Genomic DNA, 19302 nt, shown 5'->3' with positions numbered 1-19302 from the left:
TTGTTTTACATTTTGCCTAATAATTTGTGAGTAATTTTATTTTTTGCAATTCTTACAAATGCAAAATAATATTCAAAATAGGCCTGTAACTCTGGTATTCTTTTATGAAATAATTGAATTTTTAAAATTTCATTGTAAACTACTTTAGTATTATTATTACTAATTCCTGAATTTAACATTCTAGCAGTAATGGTTTTAAAATAGCTCGAATTAATACTTTTGCCACATTTCATAAAAAAATCATAATCTGAAACTATTTTATAATCTGTATTATAATTTCCAAAATTATCGAAAAGCTCTTTTTTATGAAATGAACCAACGTGAGCAATGTTCATATAACGAATCATTTGATTGTACTTATATGGATTACCTAAAATTTTAAGTACTTTACCATTGCTATCTATATATTCTACTTGGCTAGAAATATAATTTATTACAGGATTTTTATTAATTTCATTATTATACAATTCTAAGGCATTAGGATAATAGGTATCATCTGAGCCTAAAAATGCAATCCAACTTGTGTTTACTCTTTTTAATCCTTTATTCCACGCATCATAAATACCTGAATCTTTTTCCGAAATCCAATAAAAAGGAATGTTTATATCTGAAAAAATCTTTTCATATTCCTTAATTATTGTTACTGTGTTGTCTTTTGATAATCCATCAATTACAATCACCTCAAACTCTTTATAGGTTTGTGCTAATAATGAATCAAGAGTTGCTTTAAATGTTTTATCAGAATTATATGTTGCAATTATTATTGAAAATTTTAATCTCATAAATTTTACTCTCTAAAAAATAGTCCATCGACTTCTATTAGTTGACCTGTCTTTTCATTTTCAAAACCTTCTTCCAACGAATATAAAGTAAAACCAGCCTCTTCTAAAATTGTAAAAATTTCCTTAAAATTTGGAGCATTCTCATAAGTTGGCTTTAATGCTAATTCAATTTGAACACCTTTGATTTTTTTTAATGACTCCTTTGCTCCTTCAAGAATATTTTTTTCATATCCTTGTGTGTCAAGTTTTAAAAATACTACATCGTTTTCTTCACAAATTGAATCAAAAATTGAATCTAAACATTTTATTTCTACTTGCTCTTCACTTATATAGTCAGTTTGCGATGCTATTTCTTCAAAATATTTTGTCCTTGAAAAAAATGAACTCGAAGCTAAATTTTTAGCAATATTTATTGTTTTCGTCTCATTTTTATCTCCAAGTGCAAAATTCTTTACTTTACATTTTGATTCGTTTTTTAAGTTACTTTTTAAAACTTCAAAAATACTGCTAATAGGTTCAAAAGACACAATTTCTCCTTCGAATTTTATTTTTCTTATTTCTTGAGCATATTGACCTGTATTAGCTCCAACATCTAAAATTTTTGTAATTCCAAAATGATTTAATAATTTTTTTCTTCTATGTAGTGGTCTGTTAAGGCGATGCTTTATTTTGTCTTTAATAAATCTAATCATTATTGTGTTTTATAATTTACTATTAATTATTCTAAAAGATTGAATTGGTAGTGCTATTGTAGTTGGTAATATGCTTATACATGTTCCAATTACAATTCCTGAAACCCCATAACCTAATTTTATCAAAATTATACAAATTGGAATGTTTATTATCGCCCCAAAAATTGTAAGTAACAAAGATAAATTTATTTTATTAATTCCATTCAAAAAATAGTTATACATTGCTGTATAGGTTCTCATTATAATATAGATTGATATTACTAGTAATAGAAACTTTGATGTGTGTGTATTTTCGTTTAACCACCAAAAAATTAATTTGTCAATTATTAATGTTAAAATCATTATTCCAATGATAAAAAGAATAAACAAAAAATTATAAATAGTTAATGTCTTTTTTATCCAATGAAATTTTTTTTCTTCAAATGTTTTTGAAAATATAGACCAAAATGGAGATAATCCTGCTATTACTAATAACATTGGTGCTTGAAAAAGTTTTAATACAACATCATAATTTGCAACTTCTTTTGATCCAAAATATTTTGTGATTAAAACATAATCTGTTGAATATATTATAATCATACAAATTTGTATAATGAAATATTTTAGCCCAAGCGACGTATTTTTTTTTAAAATGCTGAAATCAAAATATTTATGAGAAATTTTAATTTTTGGATGCCTGTATAAAAAAAACAAAGTAAATCCAATTCCAACTGAAAGATTAACAACTCCAAAAACCAACGATACAATCCAAATTCTTGAAGTATCTGATAAAAAATTAAAATAATAAAATATAAATAATAATACAAAAACTAGAAGCTGAATCAACATCATTGAAAACTCCACAACATGTGTTTTTATCGCTCCAGCATATAGTGCTTTATAGTTACCTATTATTAGTATCAATACTGAAAAAAATAAATTTAAAAAGAGAAGTGTATTAAATCCTGAAAACGATTCATCAATATTTAAAAAATCTGAATATGAAATAAAGAACTGTAATAAAAATGCAATAATTATAATTACTAAAGAAATAATAATGATGCCTATATATATTGTTGAAATTAAAGTACTTACTTCTTTTTCACTTTTGTCTAATAGTGTTGGCAATTTTGTTTTAACAACATTTGAAAATCCAAAATCCAATAAATATGCCCAAGATATTATAGAATATATTGTAACCCAAAGACCATATTCATTATTGCCTAAAAATTTAAATGTTATGGAAGTGGTTAAGAAAACCAAAACCATTGAAATAAATTTAAAAATTAGACTATAAATGAGTTGTTTATGAACTTTTGTTTTCAATATTTGATGTTTTTATAAACAAAAAAACAAATCAAATTGATTTGCTTTTTTTGTTTATTGGAATTTAATTTTTATTTTTTAACTAGTTCTTTTGCCTTTTCAGTAAGCAATGCATGAGGATATAACATTGGACCTACAGCTTGTTTTTTATCTAATTTTTTTAGTATTGTAGTTCCTTCTAATCTTTTAGTATTAGACTCATTTATATAAAAGAACTCGAAAATTTTATTGCCTTCTGCAAGCACTTTTTTACCCGCATACTCCATAGTAAACGATTTTAAATCAACATCTGATTGTAATTCATTAACTCCTGATCCAAAATCAACTCTCAAATTAGTTGGAAAAACATCTTGAGGGAGTTTAAAAGTTATTGTTTGCGGCGTACTACTACCCTTTAAATCTAACCATGAAGAATTATCTTCATTAAAATTTACTGTTCCGTCTTGGGTATAATATAAATGTATTTTATCATCTTTTTGTAAAATTAGATTAAACGAAACATTAAACGTTGGTATTTCAACTTTTTTTTCTTCTTTTTTTTCTTCTTTTTTTTCTTCTTTACAGCCAATAAAAGCGAACAATATGAATGCTAAAATAATTTTTTTCATGTTAATTTAATTTTTTTACAAATATATATATTTTAGAGTATTTAAAAATGGTTTTACCATAATTATGGCTTTGTAACATATTTATCTGTTAACACAAGGCCTTCTTTTTTTGTTTCTTTATCAACTAAATAAATAGCTAATTGATGTTTTCCTGATTCTAGCTTAGAAATATCATAAGTTGATTTAAATCCGCAATTATCCACATTAAAGTCATTTTTAAAATAGGTTGTTACGTCAGGTCTAATAACTTTTTCTGTCATTAATCTATTTGCTTTTCCATCTTTTATAAATATAATTTCCATTTCTGTTTTAGCGGCTACTTGTTTTTCAAAATATGCCCAACCTGAAGTATTTACAATATTGTTTACCGTTTCAAAAGTTTCAACATTAAACATAAATCCATCACCATTATATTGACTTAATTCTTTAAATTTTGATATGTCAATGGTCATTGGAACGTCTTTCAATAAAATAAAATGCTTTGTCCACGCTTGAAAACCATCATAATTATTCTCAATGTAAAAATTTGCACTAATAAAGGCTAATGTTGCCTCACTTGGTTTATATTCTCTACCAAATCCATCAATATACCAAAAAGGTTTTATCTTAGTTGAATCCTGTTGCATCTCTACGATAAATGCATCAAGTGGCTTGTCAATAATTTCATAATTAACTTTGTCATTCTTTAAAAAATAAGGCATATACCAGCCCAAACTACTAACTACTTTTTCATTTTTGGTGTTATTTTGAATTATAAAATTTGTTGCTTCTCTAAATTGTGCCTTATTAATGCTTGAATAATATTTTTTAACTACAACAATATCTGTAATTGAAAAAATTACTAATAATACTAAAATACTTGTTTGAAAAATTCTATTTTTAAAATAATAAAAAGCTATCGCAATTATCAAAATAACAGCAGGAAGTACTGTAATAAAATACCTGCTAATTATCATTGGTATTGATAAATAAGAACGTATTAATGGTATTAGTGTTACAATAACAATCCAAGGAATTAATATTATAAAACTAAAAATGGTTTTGTTTTCAATAATTGATTCATAAGAAACTTTAGAATCTTTTTCTTTGAATAATTTTATAAAATAAACAAAAATTAATAATCCTATTAGTGTTAAAACAAGTTCTGAGTTTCCAAAAAATTCTTTAAAGATAAGTGTATAAACATCCAGTGTAGGTGCTGGAATCCAAAACTCTTTTATTTGAGTTACTTTTATAAATATTTTTATGGCAGGAATAAAAAGAATTAATGTTATTACTCCTGAAAGAAATGAATTTATAAAGAATTTTTTTCTGTTTTCTGTTTTTGAAATAACAATAAAAAACAACATCAGTAAATATTGTGTAAACAAAACAAACAAACCAAAAAAGTGAGAATAAATCATCAATGCAGAAGCTAAACCATATAAAATTGCACTCTTTTGATTGTTATTTTTTATGAACTTTATTAAATAATAAAATGCTAATGTTGTAAAAAGAAACAAGAACATATAAGGTCTTGCATCTTGAGAATAATACAAATGGAATGGATTAATTGTAATTATTAAAGCTGCAAATATTCCCGTTTTTTTATTAAATATTTCTTTACCTAATAAAAAGATAGAAAACACGCTGATAACACCAACAATTGCTGAATAAACTCTTGCAACAAATGTTGTATAGCCAAAAATTTTAAATAAAAAATATAATGAATAAAAATATAATGGTGGCATTTGTTCTCCAGCCATAATTATATCATACAAATCAAAAAATCCTACGTTTGGATTTGCTTCATTCATTGTATGAATTTCATCTAACCAAATACTTTGAAAATCAATATGGTAAAATCTTAATATTGCTGCAAATACTAATATTGTAATTAGTAAATAGTTTTCTTTTATTTTTTGAATCATAATGTTTTTTATTTTAGTTCTTCTTTATTTTCTATAAAATCTAAATAAATTTTTGGGTTTGGAGCGTTAATGTTTTTTCTAGAACTTAATTGTAACAACAATACAATTAATGTTACTGAAAAAAGTTGAAGTATAATTCCTGAAATGATTAATATTAAACTTGAAGCCCAACCAGGAATAGCATTATTAGTAAACATTTTTTGATAAAAAATATACATAACAGATATAAAACATAACCCAATTCCATACAAAGAATATCTTAAAATTCTTAATGATAAAAAATCAAAATAAACAGCAATAGAGCTTAATCCATGGATAATTAAGTTATTGAAGTTCATTTTTGAAACTCCATGATATCGTTTTCCTCTGTCTAACAAAACTTTATCGAAGGATATTTTTGATTGTATAATGCCGCCTGAATAATGATTCCAAATATTATTTTGATGTACTACTTTACCTAAAAGTGTTTTTGGAATTAAGCTGAAGTTTCCGAAATTTATTTTTTGTCCTGTTAAAAAATAAAATAAGTATTTATAAAAAAAATATCCTGTTTTAAATAGTACTGATTCTTGCCTTTTTTTTCTTTGTGCAAAAATAATTTTCTTTGAGTCTTCTACTATGCCTTTTTCTAAGAGCAAAAGTATATCTTCAGGCTTGTCTTCTCCATCACAATCCATTACAACAACATAGTCATAATCCTTTGTTTCATTATAAATATACTGAAGTCCAACTGCAATTGCGCGTTGATGTCCTATATTTATCTTTAAATTTAAAATCGTTTGGTCAACAAATTTGTTTTTTATAACAAATTTATTTTCTTCCGTTGAGCCATCATTGACTACAATTATAGAGAAACTAATGTTAAAATTTTTAGTTTGTATTTTCTCTATTTGAGTTGTCAAAACATTCAAACTATCCCAATCGTTAAAAACGGGTGTCAAACAATAAACTTTTTTTGTTTTGTCTAATTCCAATTTTTATAATTTTAAATGTTGTTTTGTCATTAGAGAGTTTCATATAAATTAACTCATAATTGCAAACATAATTAAATTTAACTGGTTTTATGATTTATTTGATATCAATTTTTTTATCCGTTATCAATAATCCTTCTTTATTTGTTTCCTCATTTTTTAGATAAATTGCTACTTGGTAAGTTCCTTTTTTTAAATCTGAACTATTGATAGTTGCATCAAATCCGCAATTATCAACATTATAACTCAGTTTAAAATAGGTTGTAACATCAGTTCTTACAATTTTTTGAACATTTAATCTTGTTGTAATCCCATCTTTTAGTAACAATATTATTATTCTTGTTTTATTTGGTGATTGATCACTAAAATATGCCCATCCAGATACTTTAATTAAATTATTACTGTTACCAATTGTCTCGATATTACTCATGAAACCTTGACCTTTAAAAGTTTCATTTGGTTTTATTCTCGAAATTATTTGATTGATTTCTGATGCTTCTTGTTTGCTGTTTTTTTCTAAATATTTTTCCTTACTTTCTTTGGTGATAATTTTATCCAATTCTACCTCATCTTCTGGGAAAATATCCTCTTTGGTTTTTATTCGTTCATCGCCACGCCATACAAATCCACGGAGCTTCCGGGCGTTTTCGGGTAAGTCTTTTTCGGGATAAATTTCGCCATCAACTTCTTTAAAAAATGTAATAGTGTTAATTACATTTTCTTCCATAGTCATGTTGATACTACTGCTTTTATTTTTGTTAATTCCTATGAGTTCTTGTTTGTCATTTCGCATGAAATAAATGACTTCGGTATTTTTAACAACATCAACTTCGTATAATTTGTTGTCCTTAAATTTACCGTATAAATTTTGTCCTTTTACTTGATTGAATCCCGATCCAATAGTGTCTTTTGAAATTATAAAAGCATTATTTAAAACTTTTAAAGAGTCCAATTTTTCAGTTTTATTATTTCCAATTAAATGCATCAAATCGCCTGTTAATTGGTTTTCAAAATTCCAAAGAATTGGTTTTCCTATCATTTGTGTTAATGCTCTCTTTTCATCAGAATGAATAGAATCACATTTACCACTTAAATCGGTTTTGAAAAAACGAACGTTCCTTTGTCCTCTAATAATTCTGTCGCCTGCTTTACCTGTTAAAAATATTTTTTTAGCATGAACAAACATGGAATCGTTTTCAATTTTATATCGAATTGACGCGTGTTTCGTTATATAAACCGAATCTTTTTGTTTAAAAACTTCACCATAATGTCCTTTGATAATTGCTTTATTGATGGAATCTGTAATTTTTACATTATTAGTTCCTGAGGCATATTCAATTTTTCTATCATAATACAAACTATCACCTTCAATTAATCGGTCTTTATATTTTATGTAAGACTTTTGGAGAAAATGTCCAGTGTTATTCTTGCTATTATAATGTCCGTTTTCTGTGTAGATAAATGTTTCTTTACCAACAATTGTTGATGGTCCTTTTAAGTCAGAATTTCCTTGAGTTGTTTTATAATCTAAATGATTAGTTTTTATAGTATATTCTGGGTTTTTTAATTCAACTGCTGATAAAAATTGGTATTTTTTATCCTTTAAATAATAACGTCCCGCTTTACTTTTTAGCGTATTGTTTTTATTTACAATGGTTCCGTTCGAATTGAAATAAGCTTCTTGCGTGTTTCGGTCAAAATGAATCGTATCGGTTGTCATTGTTGACTCTGGCGAAGTCATTACTACGTTTCCAGATGCAAATGCCTTTTTAATATTTCCGTTATATTCGGCATATTTACTATTTAAATAAAGCGTATCGCCTTGTACCATTTGAACATCTCCAAAAGCTTTAATATAATTTTCACTTTGATAATAGTACGCTTTATTACAAGTCATCGTCGCGCCATCATGACTTACTCTTACATTACCTGTTAGGAGTACAGCGTCTGGAACTTCAACTTGATTAATATCTGCAAAATCAGAATTTTCAATAACAATTTTATTTGCTTTTTGTCCAAATTCAGAATTCTTAACAGCATCTTTATTTGTTTTTTGTGCAAAAACAAATACTGTATTAATCAATAACAAACTCAATATGAATATATTCTTTCTCAAAACTTATTTTTTTTTGGTAAATTTATATTTTATCTACTGATATACTCCTAAAAAAAAATTAAATTATATTTTGACTGTTTTTAAACTTTCTTTCCAATCCTTAATTTTAATTTGAAAAACACTTTTTATTTTAGTTTTATCTAATACACTATAAGCAGGTCGTTTTGCAGGTGTTGGAAAACTTGTTGTTGTAATTGGGTTTAAAGTTATATTGACATTATTGATTTTGAATATTTCCTTTGCAAAATCATACCATGAACATTGTCCTTCGTTTGAAAAGTTATAGATTCCAAAGACTTCGACAAGCTCAGTCTGACGGTTGGAAGTTGGAAGTTGGAAGTTGGTAGCACTTGGTCTATCGACTACGCTCAGTGTGAGATGCTCAGTGTGACATATTATCTTTATCAAAACTTCGGCTAAATCTACTGCGTTTGTTGGAGTTCCGATTTGGTCATTAACAACAGATAGATTTTCTCTTTCTGAAGCTAAACGAAGCATGGTTTTCATGAAATTATTTCCAAATTGCGAATAAACCCAAGATGTTCTTATAATAAAATAATTTTCAAAAGTTTCCTGAATGACTTTTTCGCCTTGTAATTTGGTCAAACCATATACTCCTGTTGGATTTGGTTGGTCTTCTTCTGTATATCCGTTTGTTTTACTAAAGTTTGTCGAAGTGCCATCAAAAACAAAATCAGTAGAAATATGAAGTAAAATAGTATCATATTCTTTGCAAACCTCAGCTAAATTTTTAGCACCAATAACATTAATTAAATGTGCTTTTTCAGGTTCGCTTTCTGCTTTGTCAACTGCTGTATATGCTGCTGCGTTGATACAATAATTTGGTTGGTGTTTTTTAAAAACAGAATCACAATTCTGCTTTGAAGTAATATCTAATTCAGATGAAGAACAAAAAATAAAATTTATATCAATATATTTATCAGATATTAATTTTAATGCTTGACCTAATTGTCCGGCTGCACCTGATACTAGGACTACCATACTTTTTTGGAGTTTTCTAATGTTGGTAAAAATTGATCTTTTTCTGAAATTATCAACTTTTCTATATCAAATTGCCAGTTAATATCGATTGTTTTATCGTTGAAAATTATTCCGCCTTCGCTTTCTTTATTGTAAAAATTATCACATTTATAAAAAAAAGTTGCTGTTTCAGACAACACAAGAAAACCATGAGCAAAACCTCGAGGAATAAAAAATTGTGTTTTATTTTCTGAAGAAAGTATAATGGATTCATATTGACCAAAAGTTTCAGAATTTGGTCTTATATCAACTGCTATATCTAAAACTTCACCTTGAATAACTCTAACTAATTTTGCCTGAGCATTTTCTCCTGTTTGATAGTGTAATCCTCTTAAAACTCCTCGAGAGGAAAACGACTGATTGTCTTGAACAAAGTGAACCTCTTGACCAACGCCTTTTTGGAATGTTAATTCATTAAAACTTTCCATAAAATAACCACGTTCATCATTTATAATTTTTGGCTCAATTATAAAACATCCTTTGAGTTTGGTTTCAATAAAATTCATATTCTAAAGCAATTTCAGTAGCAAAAATCAAAGTTAATTTCAAAAAAAATAAACTTGATTTTAACTTTAATTATTTTTTTATTCTTCTAATAAACTCATTAAATGTAATCCGTATCCGCTTTTTAATAAAGGTGATGCAAGTTCTTTTAATTGTGCTGCATCAATGAAGCCCATTTTATATGCAGCTTCTTCAATAGCTCCAATTTTTAATCCTTGGCGTTCCTCAATAACTTGAACAAATTGTCCCGCTTGCATCAACGATTGGAAAGTTCCTGTGTCAAGCCATGCTGTTCCTCTGTCTAAAATACTAACTTTTAGATTTCCTCTTTTCAAATATTCCTTATTAACATCTGTGATTTCAAGTTCACCTCTATGACTTGGTTTTATGTTTGCGGCTACTTCAATAATGGAATTATCATAGAAATAAATTCCTGGAACTGCATAATTTGATTTTGGTTTTTCAGGTTTTTCTTCAATAGATAGAACATTTCCTTCTTTATCAAAATCAACAACACCATATCGTTCAGGATCATGAACATGATAGGCATAAATTATTCCACCATCAGGATTACTATTGGCTTGTAATAATTCTGCTAAACCTGTTCCGTAGAAAATATTATCACCAAGAATTAGAGCTGCTTTATCATTTCCTATGAATTCTTTACCAATAATAAAAGCTTCAGCAAGACCATTTGGGTTTTCTTGAACAGCATATTCAAAACGACATCCAAATTTTTTACCATCGCCCAATAATTGTCTAAATAGTGGTAAATCGTGTGGTGTTGAAATAATTAATATTTCATTAATTCCTGCCCACATCAATGTTGATAATGGATAATAAATCATTGGTTTATCATAGATTGGCATTAACTGTTTGCTAACTGCAAGGGTTAATGGATGCAATCTTGTTCCTGAACCTCCAGCTAATATAATTCCTTTCATAACCTTCTATTTTGTTTTAGCTAATTGATTTTTATAAAAAGACAAAAATAAAGATATTAACACGAATAGAGAAATGAATAAAATTGGTAAAACCAATTTCATTTTACCTTTTATTCCTTTAGTATTTATAACATTTGGTGTAATACTAATGTCTTTAACGAAAACATCAATTTTTACTAATTGAATTTTTTGATAAGCAATTTCATTTATCAATTTATTTTTCAAATCAAATAATCCATTTATTTCACTATTCTCATTATTGTATATTAAATTGTTGCTTTTATTGTTTTGTGAAATATTTTTTGAAATCACATTTATGAGTGAATCGATTTGAGCAATTTCCTCTTCACTTTTTTTTAGTTTTATTAAAATATTTTCTTTGTTTATTTTTGAAATTTCGTTCATGTAATCATCCGTGTTTAAATATTTAAGCAACGGTTCAATTACATCTTTTGAAGCGATTCTTCCTTTTGATGATATAAGAATTGAATGATAAGGATAATTTTTACTTGTAAGTTCATCTTCTATTACCTTATTAATATCATTGCTTTCAGCTAATAATTTTATTACTTCAAAGTTTTGAGTGTTTTGAGCATTTGTTGCGATAGCAGTGTTATTATTAACAAAATTATACAAATCAACTATTGGTTCTATTTTTATATTTTCAATTTTTTCAGAATTATTTATTCCAATACTCTTAAAAAAAGCTCTGTCTTTTTCTGTTAGTCTTGATTTAACCAAATCTATTTTAGAATATAAATAATCAACTCCTCCACTTGGAGATACAATTATTTGACTATTGTAACTTTTATTTGAATCTAAAAAGAAACCTAATCCAGCTCCAACAATAAGCAATATCAATAGAATTATGGCCTTTCTTTTTAAAAATAAGATTACATTGAAAATAGACATTAAAACAGAATCAAATAATCCTCCTATTTTATTTGAAATTTCAGATAAATCAATTTCTTGATTATCATTGTTTTGAGAATTTGTACTCATAAAAATATATTATTTTACGTTGAAAATTTGTTCTAATATTTTGATAGTAATTAAATACGTTGGCTTTACTCCTGTTGTTCCAAGTCCACCAGATGCAAGAGTACTTCCTGTTTCAAGAGGATTATCAGAAGCATAATATGCATAACGAACTTTTACATTTGGATTAATGCTTTTTCTAATTTTTGATGCCGATTGAATTGCTTTTTGATAATAAGCACCTTCCATTTCTAAACCAATTACACTCCAAGTTGATTCGTGAAAGAATTTCAACAAATCTTTATTTTGAAGTGATGTTCCTAAAACGGTTATCATTGGTCCTGCAAAAACCGGTATTCCGTTTCCTTCAAGCATTTCTGCAGTTAATTCATTTTCGAAGAAATAATTGTCGGCAGTTCCTTCATTGATATGAGCATTTGGAATCATAATATCACCTTTTCCTCCTTCAAGAATTCCTGCTTTACCCATAATGGAAACCGATTCTACATTAAGTAAAATTTTATCTTTCCCGTTTTTATATGGTTTTAATAATTCATCAATTGTTTCATAAGCTTGTTCTCCAAAAGCATAATCCATTACAATAATTACGGGATTATCTTTTCCAACTTTAGCATTTGGAAACGCCGATTTTATCCAATCAATTTTTGAAGTATCAAATATTTGAACGTCAATATTAGTTCCTGATTGATCTGGTAGTGAAATCATTCCGTGTTTTAAAGCAAATTCTTCTACTTTATCACGAACATCATGCGCACCTTGACGACTCAATTCTTCAAAAATATCAAAATCTGATTTACCTTTAAATTTTGGACCCAAAACATGTGTTGCAAAAATTGAATTCATAACACTATGCATGTTTGCACTAATTATATGAATTGGCCTTCCTAATAAATTGTTTTCTTTTAAAACTTCTTTGATATTTGTTGCCCAAATTTCACCGTGAATATGATGTCCAAGACGTTCTCTTAATATCGGACTGAATGTAATTGTTCTTTTGTTGTTATCAAGCACTTCTTCAATGGCAAGTTTCCCTAACCAATAAATTATGTGAAGAAATCTGTCTGGCTTTTCTTTAGTTCCAAAAGAATCATAAATATCTAAAACCTCAACAAACGTTCTTCCTAGTACGTTTGCAGCGTGAGAAATGGCTTTCTCTTTTTCTATTTGAGTTAGTTTTTTAGATTGTAAAGCGGCTTGTTCTAATTTTTGCCAATCGCGTGAAATTCTTCCTTCTTCATCAATCAAAATTCTATCTTTAATTTTATGAGATTCTATAAAGATAAAGGTAAGATGCGTTAAAATGTCATAAATGTCAGAACGTCCACGAGTGATTTCAACATTCATTTGTTCTTCATCAATTCGATAGCAATTTCTTCTTCTTTTTGGCGGAACAATAGCTTGAAAATGTGATTTCGAATAACCCTCATCTGAAGTTAAGTTAATGTAACGGCATTCTTCAATTCCTACAGGAAGTCTTTCAATTACATAAAGTAAACCGTTAAGCTCAACTTTTTCTTCTGCAATACTTCCATAAATTTCTGGTCGAAGCTCTAATAATGCTTCTCTTAAAGTTTCTCCTGAAACACCCATTGGTTTATAAAAACCTCTGTTAAATAAATGCCTCATGGTAATGTACAATCGTTCGATAGCAGCCGACGATTCTTGCGCTCGAGAACGCGAAATGTTTTTAATTTCTTTCATTAAATTTTGTTTTCTAACCTGCAAATATACTGATTTTATGGTTTAGTTGGTTAGGATTAGGTTAATTGAAGGTTCGTCGATGGTTGTTTTTAATGAAGAATCTGTCATTTTCTTTATCCATTTTCCTCCTTGAAAAATAAACTTAGTGTCTCTTTCAACATTGTTATATAAAATGTAAGGACAATAGGTTCTGTGAATTTTTGTGGTTTGAGAATTGGTATCAAATGACGTTTTTTCAAGTCTGTTACTTTCAATCATTAGTTTTTCAAAACCAACAAAAACCCCGTTTATAGGCATTTTTATATCAAATGAAGTAATATCGATTTTATTGTTTCTAACTCCGTTTTTTATTGTGATTATTAAATCTTTATTCAAGAGTTCTTTATCTGGTAAACCATCATTGCCAACGCTAAACAAATGTATTCTGATGGTTGCTTCCTCTTTTCTATTATCTGTATTTAAAATGATTTTTTTTAAATATTTCGTTTTTTTATATGATGTCAAATAAGGAAAATATTTCACGTCAATTTTGGGACCATTTTCAAATGCTTGTGAAATCAAACTCTTTGTTTTTCCAATTTCAATCTCTTTAGTATTTTTTCTATTGGAAATTATTACCTCTTTAATTTGAACATCTGATGGCGAGAGGAAAATTTGTTTTGCTTCAGAAATTTTTATTGTTTTCTTTTTATATCCAATGGCTGAAACGATAAAATTTTTGCTTTTTTCTAAAATTGAGATATTAAATTCTCCATTTTCCTCGGTTGTTGTGCCATTGTTTTCGTTTTCTATCCAAATATTAGCAAAAGATACTGGTTTACCAGAAATACTGTCTTTTACAACTCCTTTGATTTGAGAAAAAGTAAATTGTGAAATTAAAATTAAAACCCAAATTAGTCTTTTCTCTATCATCTTTGCTCTGTTTTTTCAAAAAAATCTGCAATCTTTCTATCATTAGAAAGTCTCGGTAATTTATTTTGACCGCCTAATTTCCCTATGGATTTCATGTATTCTTGGAATCCATTTTTAGAAACTTTAGTAATTACTAATGTTCGCAATACTTTTCCAACGATTAAATCATCGTAATACACATTTTGCTTGCGCATAGCGTTATCGATTTTTAACGCAAATTCTTCGAGATTATTGGGTTCGTTTTCAAATTCTATAAACCATTCGTGATAAGGCAATCCTGATTGTGGTGCAATTTGTGGCGCAACTGTAAATTCATTCACCTGAATATCGGTGTTTTCCATAGCTTCTTGCAAAGCGGTTTCCACTTCCTTACCTATTACATGTTCGCCAAAAGCAGAAATATAATGTTTAATTCGACCTGAAACGATAACTCGATAAGGTTTTAAACTTGTAAATTGAATGGTGTCGCCAATATTATAAGCCCAAAGTCCGGCGTTGGTAGAAAGAATTAAAACGTAATTCACATTCAATTCCACTTCGCCAATGGTATATCGTTTAGGATTTTCCTTAAAAAATTCGTCGGCTTTTACAAATTCGTAGAAAATTCCTGAATTCAACAAAAGCAACATTCCTTCTTCATTCTTGATCCCGAAATTTCGGGACTGGTAAGCAAAAAATCCTTCTGAAGCTGGAAATAACTCTATAGAATCTACTTTTTGTCCAATTAGATTTTCAAATTTGGCACGATAGGGTTCATAATTTACGCCACCATAAATAAATAAACTAAAGTTTTTAAAAATTTCTCCTACAGGTTTTTGTGCTTTTTGATGCAATTTTTCGAAATACATTTGCACCCAAGAAGGAATTCCTGAAATCACCGCCATGTCTTCCTTGAAGGTTTCTTGAACAATAGCATCAACTTTAGTTTCCCAATCGTCAATGCAATTAGTTTCCCAACTTGGCATTCTATTTTTTTGTAAATATTTAGGAACAAAGTGCGCTACAATTCCTGAAAGACGTCCTAATTTAATTCCGTTTTTTTCTTCTAATATCGGACTTCCTTGTAAAAAAATCATTTTGCCATCAACAAAATCGGCTTTTCCTGTTTCGTGAATGTAACTTAAAATAGCATTTCGTGCCGCTTGAATATGAAAAGGCATTGATTCTTTCGTCAGCGGAATGTATTTTGCGCCTGATGTTGTGCCTGATGTTTTAGCAAAATAAAGCGGTTTTCCTTTCCAAAGAATATTTTCTTCACCTTTTACAACGCGGTCAACGTAAGGTTTTAATTCCTCATAATCTCTTATAGGAACTTGCTTAGCAAAATCTTCAAAAGTTTTTATTGAATTGAAATTGTGGTCTTTTCCAAACTGTGTTTCTTTCGCTTGACGAATTAAATCATTAAAAACTTTTTGTTGCGTTTCAACAGGATTAGAAGCCCACTTTTGAGTTTGCTTATGAATTTTCTTTGCAAATATTTTAGCTGCAATTGATTTTATTGACATATTGTTAAGACACTATTTTGCTTTTTTGCCACAAAGACACTAAGTCGCAAAGGTTTTTTCTTTTCTCTATTTTCTTTTCTCTATTTTCTTTTTTTCCTCTTCAGCAACTTGTTTTCTTAAATTCATTTCGGACTCTGTTGCTGTTAGTTCAAGATCGGGTAAGGTATCGACAGAAATTGCTAAAATGGAGTCTTTGTTGACTTTAGCATATTCTAAATTTCCGGTCAAAACTTTTTTTATAGATTCCAGATATGCTTCGTTTTTTTTGATAGCAAATTCTAATGAATCCGATTTTAAAGCTAATTCAGTAGCTTCTTTTTTAAGTTTTCCTGAAGGATAACCTGGAATATATTCTCTTAAAGGAGTAAATGCAATAAATAATGTCGTTAAAAAAATGATTATAATTGCTCCAAGAGTTGCAAAAACAAACACATTCATTAAAGTTAATCTAAGCGAAAAAACTTCTTCAAAAGTATCATCATTGAGAATTACCAAACGATTTTTGGTAAACAAGTGTTTCTTTAGTTTTTCCTTTTTGAGGCGTTTTTCAGACATGTTTTTATATTATCATACAAATATAGAAAATTTGTGATTGTTTTCTTTGTGAAAGATTTAACGTAGTTAAAATGTAAATATTTTAATGAAAATTAATATTCCTATTTTTTCTTTTTACATTTGCATATTATTTTTAATTAAAATCTGCGAAAGCAAAAAAATTATATATCATGGGAAGATTAGGAACAACAGAAATAATAGTAATCTTGGTGATTGTTTTACTACTTTTTGGAGGTAAAAAAATTCCAGAATTAATGAAAGGATTAGGTTCTGGAGTTAAAGAATTTAAAAATGCAGCAAAAGGTGAAGATCAACCTGCAGATTCTAAAAAAGAAGAAACTAAATAATAATCTTATGTTATGGGTAGATTAGGTATTATGGAAATTTTGATTGTTCTTGCAGTAATTGGAATACCTATTATAGTAGTTTTAGTCATCCTTTTTTTAAGAAGAAACAAGAAAAATTTAATGTAGATATAAAAAAAGCAACTTTAATAGTTGCTTTTTTTATATAATCATCGTCAACTGAATACGCTTTCTATCTTCATCAACCTCAACGACTTTTACTTGAACGTGTTGGTGGAGTTTTACTACTTCATTGACATCCGAGACAAAACCTGCTTTAAGTTGCGAAATGTGAACCAAACCACTTTCCTTTACACCAATATCTACAAAACATCCAAAAGCAGTAATGTTGTTTACAATACCTGGTAAAATCATGCCCGTACGAACGTCTTTTATGGTTTTTACATTTGGGTCAAATTCAAAAACTTTAGCTGCTTTTCTTGGATCCAATCCCGGTTTTACTAATTCTTTTAAAATGTCTTTTATACCAAGAATTCCTATGGTTTCATTGGTATAATTTTCAGGTTTTATTAAAGCAATTTTTTCTTTATTGGCAATTAATTCGTTAACTGAAATCTTTAAATCTTTTGCCATTTTCTCCACAATTGGATAAGCTTCTGGGTGAACAGCAGAATTATCTAAAGGATTTTTCCCATTGTGAATTCTAATGAAAGCCGCAGCTTGTTGATAAGCTTTTTCACCTAATCTTGGTACTTTTTTAAGTTGTTTTCTGTCTTCAAACGGACCATTTTCTGAACGAAAAGCAATTATATTTTCGGCCATCTTCTCTCCTATTCCGCTGACATAACTCAACAACGATTTACTCGCTGTATTGATATTTATTCCAACCGAATTCACACAACGAACAACAACTGTATCTAATTCTTCTTTCAATTTCATTTGATCTACATCGTGTTGGTATTGTCCAACTCCAATGGATTTTGCATCAATTTTTACCAATTCTGCCAATGGATCAGAAAGTCTTCTTCCAATAGAAACCGAACCACGAACCGTTACATCATAATTTGGAAATTCGTCTCGCGCAATTTTACTAGCAGAATAAACCGATGCGCCAGCTTCTGAAACCACAAAAACCTGAACGGGTTTATCGAAAGCAATTTTCTTGATAAAAAATTCAGTTTCGCGACTTGCAGTTCCGTTTCCAATAGAAATGGCTTCAATATTATAAGCATTTACCATCGATTTTATCTTTTTCATCGCCATTGCAGTTTCATTTTGTGGCTGATGTGGGTAAATAGTTTCGTTATATAACAAATCGCCTTTTTCATCTAAACAGACGATTTTGCAACCACTTCTATAACCTGGATCAATGGCTAAAATTCTTTTTTCTCCTAATGGTGGCGCAAGTAACAACTGACTTAAATTTCCTGCGAAAACGTCAATAGCTTTGATATCGGCTTTGGCCTTAGCTTCTTGTAACGTTTCGTTAGAAATTGCTGGATGAAGTAATCTTTTGTAACTGTCTTCAATAGCTAATTGCAAATGAGAAATCGATGGACTATTCGCATTTTTGATTACGATTTCATCAATCAAATCATAAGTTTCATCAATATCGGTTTCAATTTTCAGTTTTATAAAACCTTCGTTTTCGGCACGAAGCATTGCTAATAATCGGTGTGATGGCGCTTTTGACAAAGGTTCTGACCAATCAAAATATTGTTTAAATTTTTGAGCCTCTTCTTCTTCAGCTTTCTTTTTTACGACTTTGGTTTCAATAACTGCTTTTCTGTTATATAATCTTCGCAAACTTTGACGAACAGTTATATTTTCGTTTATCCATTCGGCTACAATATCTCTCGCACCTTGTAACGCTTCTTCTTCATTGGGCACATTTTTATTGATATATTGTGTTGATAAGAAATCAATATCATCATTTTTTTGAGCCAAAATCAAAGTTGCTAATGGTTCTAATCCGTTTTCGCGAGCCACATCGGCACGTGTTTTTTTCTTCTTTTTATAAGGCATATACAAATCTTCAATTTCTTGTAAATCAAAAGAATTGGTGATTTTTAATTTTAATTCTGGGGAAAGTTGGCCTTGTTCTTCAATAGTTTTTAGGATGCTTTCTTTTCGTTTTACAATTTCATCATATTGTTTAGAAAGTTTAGCGATTTGCTCAATAACCACTTCATCAAGATTTCCTGTTTGATCTTTTCGATAACGAGAAATAAATGGAATGGTACAATCTTCTGAAAGTAATTTTAGAGTCGCTTCAATGTTTTTAGGTAAAGTACTTACTTGGCTTTGAATGAATTGGATGTTGGTCATGAAATCTTTGTTAAATGGGGTTGGAATGTGAATATATATTTAGTCCTATTTCTAAATATAATAAACCTAAAGGAATGTTTAATAGCATAACAAATAGTGAAAGTAAAATTTGATTTCTTTTTAC

At 28.4% G+C, this 19302-nt stretch carries 17 protein-coding genes; 1 reads left to right on the top strand and 16 read right to left on the bottom strand.

Features of this window, described 5'->3' with window-relative positions; all coding sequences use genetic code 11:
- Nucleotides 1-5: 5 nt before the first annotated feature.
- The 15 genes from Q0049_RS06315 to Q0049_RS06245 all read right to left on the bottom strand — a co-directional run bounded on the left by Q0049_RS06315 (nt 6) and on the right by Q0049_RS06245 (nt 16545).
- Nucleotides 6-782, bottom strand: a complete 777-nt coding sequence (locus tag Q0049_RS06315) for a glycosyltransferase family 2 protein (RefSeq protein WP_298117750.1) — start codon at nt 780-782, stop codon at nt 6-8.
- Nucleotides 783-787: 5 nt separating this feature from the next.
- Nucleotides 788-1474 (bottom strand): FkbM family methyltransferase, encoded by a 687-nt coding sequence (locus tag Q0049_RS06310; protein WP_298117748.1) that lies wholly within the window; start codon nt 1472-1474, stop codon nt 788-790.
- Nucleotides 1475-1483: 9 nt separating this feature from the next.
- Complete coding sequence (locus Q0049_RS06305; RefSeq protein WP_298117746.1) at nt 1484-2722, bottom strand: MATE family efflux transporter; 1239 nt, start codon at nt 2720-2722, stop codon at nt 1484-1486.
- Between the two features lie 128 nt (nt 2723-2850).
- On the bottom strand, nt 2851-3387 hold the full coding sequence (locus tag Q0049_RS06300) for a hypothetical protein (protein WP_298117744.1): 537 nt from the start codon (nt 3385-3387) through the stop codon (nt 2851-2853).
- 62 nt (nt 3388-3449) lie between these two features.
- A complete protein-coding gene (locus tag Q0049_RS06295) occupies nt 3450-5297 on the bottom strand; it encodes a glycosyltransferase family 39 protein (RefSeq protein WP_298117742.1) in 1848 nt (615 codons plus the stop codon).
- A gap of 8 nt (nt 5298-5305) precedes the next feature.
- Nucleotides 5306-6271: a glycosyltransferase gene (locus Q0049_RS06290; protein ID WP_298117740.1), complete on the bottom strand. Its 966-nt coding sequence runs from the start codon at nt 6269-6271 to the stop codon at nt 5306-5308.
- Nucleotides 6272-6365: 94 nt separating this feature from the next.
- Nucleotides 6366-8384: an OstA-like protein gene (locus Q0049_RS06285; protein WP_367178954.1), complete on the bottom strand. Its 2019-nt coding sequence runs from the start codon at nt 8382-8384 to the stop codon at nt 6366-6368.
- A 63-nt stretch (nt 8385-8447) separates the two neighbouring features.
- Entirely contained in the window at nt 8448-9386 is a 939-nt protein-coding gene (gene rfbD, locus Q0049_RS06280; protein WP_298117737.1) for a dTDP-4-dehydrorhamnose reductase, read from the bottom strand.
- Entirely contained in the window at nt 9380-9931 is a 552-nt protein-coding gene (rfbC, locus tag Q0049_RS06275; RefSeq protein ID WP_298117735.1) for a dTDP-4-dehydrorhamnose 3,5-epimerase, read from the bottom strand. Before rfbC ends, rfbD begins: the two co-directional genes overlap by 7 nt.
- Before the next feature lie 78 nt (nt 9932-10009).
- Nucleotides 10010-10873: a glucose-1-phosphate thymidylyltransferase RfbA gene (gene rfbA / locus Q0049_RS06270; RefSeq protein ID WP_298117733.1), complete on the bottom strand. Its 864-nt coding sequence runs from the start codon at nt 10871-10873 to the stop codon at nt 10010-10012.
- 6 nt (nt 10874-10879) lie between these two features.
- Entirely contained in the window at nt 10880-11875 is a 996-nt protein-coding gene (locus Q0049_RS06265; RefSeq protein ID WP_298117731.1) for a hypothetical protein, read from the bottom strand.
- 9 nt (nt 11876-11884) lie between these two features.
- Nucleotides 11885-13573, bottom strand: a complete 1689-nt coding sequence (locus Q0049_RS06260; RefSeq protein WP_298117729.1) for a hypothetical protein — start codon at nt 13571-13573, stop codon at nt 11885-11887.
- Nucleotides 13574-13615: 42 nt separating this feature from the next.
- Nucleotides 13616-14485: a carboxypeptidase-like regulatory domain-containing protein gene (locus Q0049_RS06255; protein ID WP_298117727.1), complete on the bottom strand. Its 870-nt coding sequence runs from the start codon at nt 14483-14485 to the stop codon at nt 13616-13618.
- Nucleotides 14482-15990 (bottom strand): GH3 auxin-responsive promoter family protein, encoded by a 1509-nt coding sequence (locus Q0049_RS06250; RefSeq protein WP_298117726.1) that lies wholly within the window; start codon nt 15988-15990, stop codon nt 14482-14484. Before Q0049_RS06250 ends, Q0049_RS06255 begins: the two co-directional genes overlap by 4 nt.
- A 66-nt stretch (nt 15991-16056) precedes the next feature.
- Nucleotides 16057-16545, bottom strand: a complete 489-nt coding sequence (locus tag Q0049_RS06245; protein WP_298117724.1) for a peptidase — start codon at nt 16543-16545, stop codon at nt 16057-16059.
- Nucleotides 16546-16715: 170 nt separating this feature from the next.
- Here Q0049_RS06245 and tatA point away from each other — a divergent pair, with 170 nt between their 5' ends.
- Nucleotides 16716-16892, top strand: a complete 177-nt coding sequence (tatA, locus tag Q0049_RS06240) for a twin-arginine translocase TatA/TatE family subunit (RefSeq protein WP_298117723.1) — start codon at nt 16716-16718, stop codon at nt 16890-16892.
- Between the two features lie 159 nt (nt 16893-17051).
- Here tatA and Q0049_RS06235 read toward each other — a convergent pair whose 3' ends face one another.
- Nucleotides 17052-19178, bottom strand: coding sequence for a Tex family protein (locus tag Q0049_RS06235; protein ID WP_298117721.1), 2127 nt, complete (start codon nt 19176-19178; stop codon nt 17052-17054).
- Between the last annotated feature and the right edge of the window lie 124 nt (nt 19179-19302).

Source organism: Flavobacterium sp., from assembly GCF_027484205.1.
GTDB lineage: Bacteria > Bacteroidota > Bacteroidia > Flavobacteriales > Flavobacteriaceae > Flavobacterium.
The sequence above is the reverse complement of the archived record's forward strand: the minus strand, read 5'-3'. Positions and strand labels throughout refer to the sequence as shown.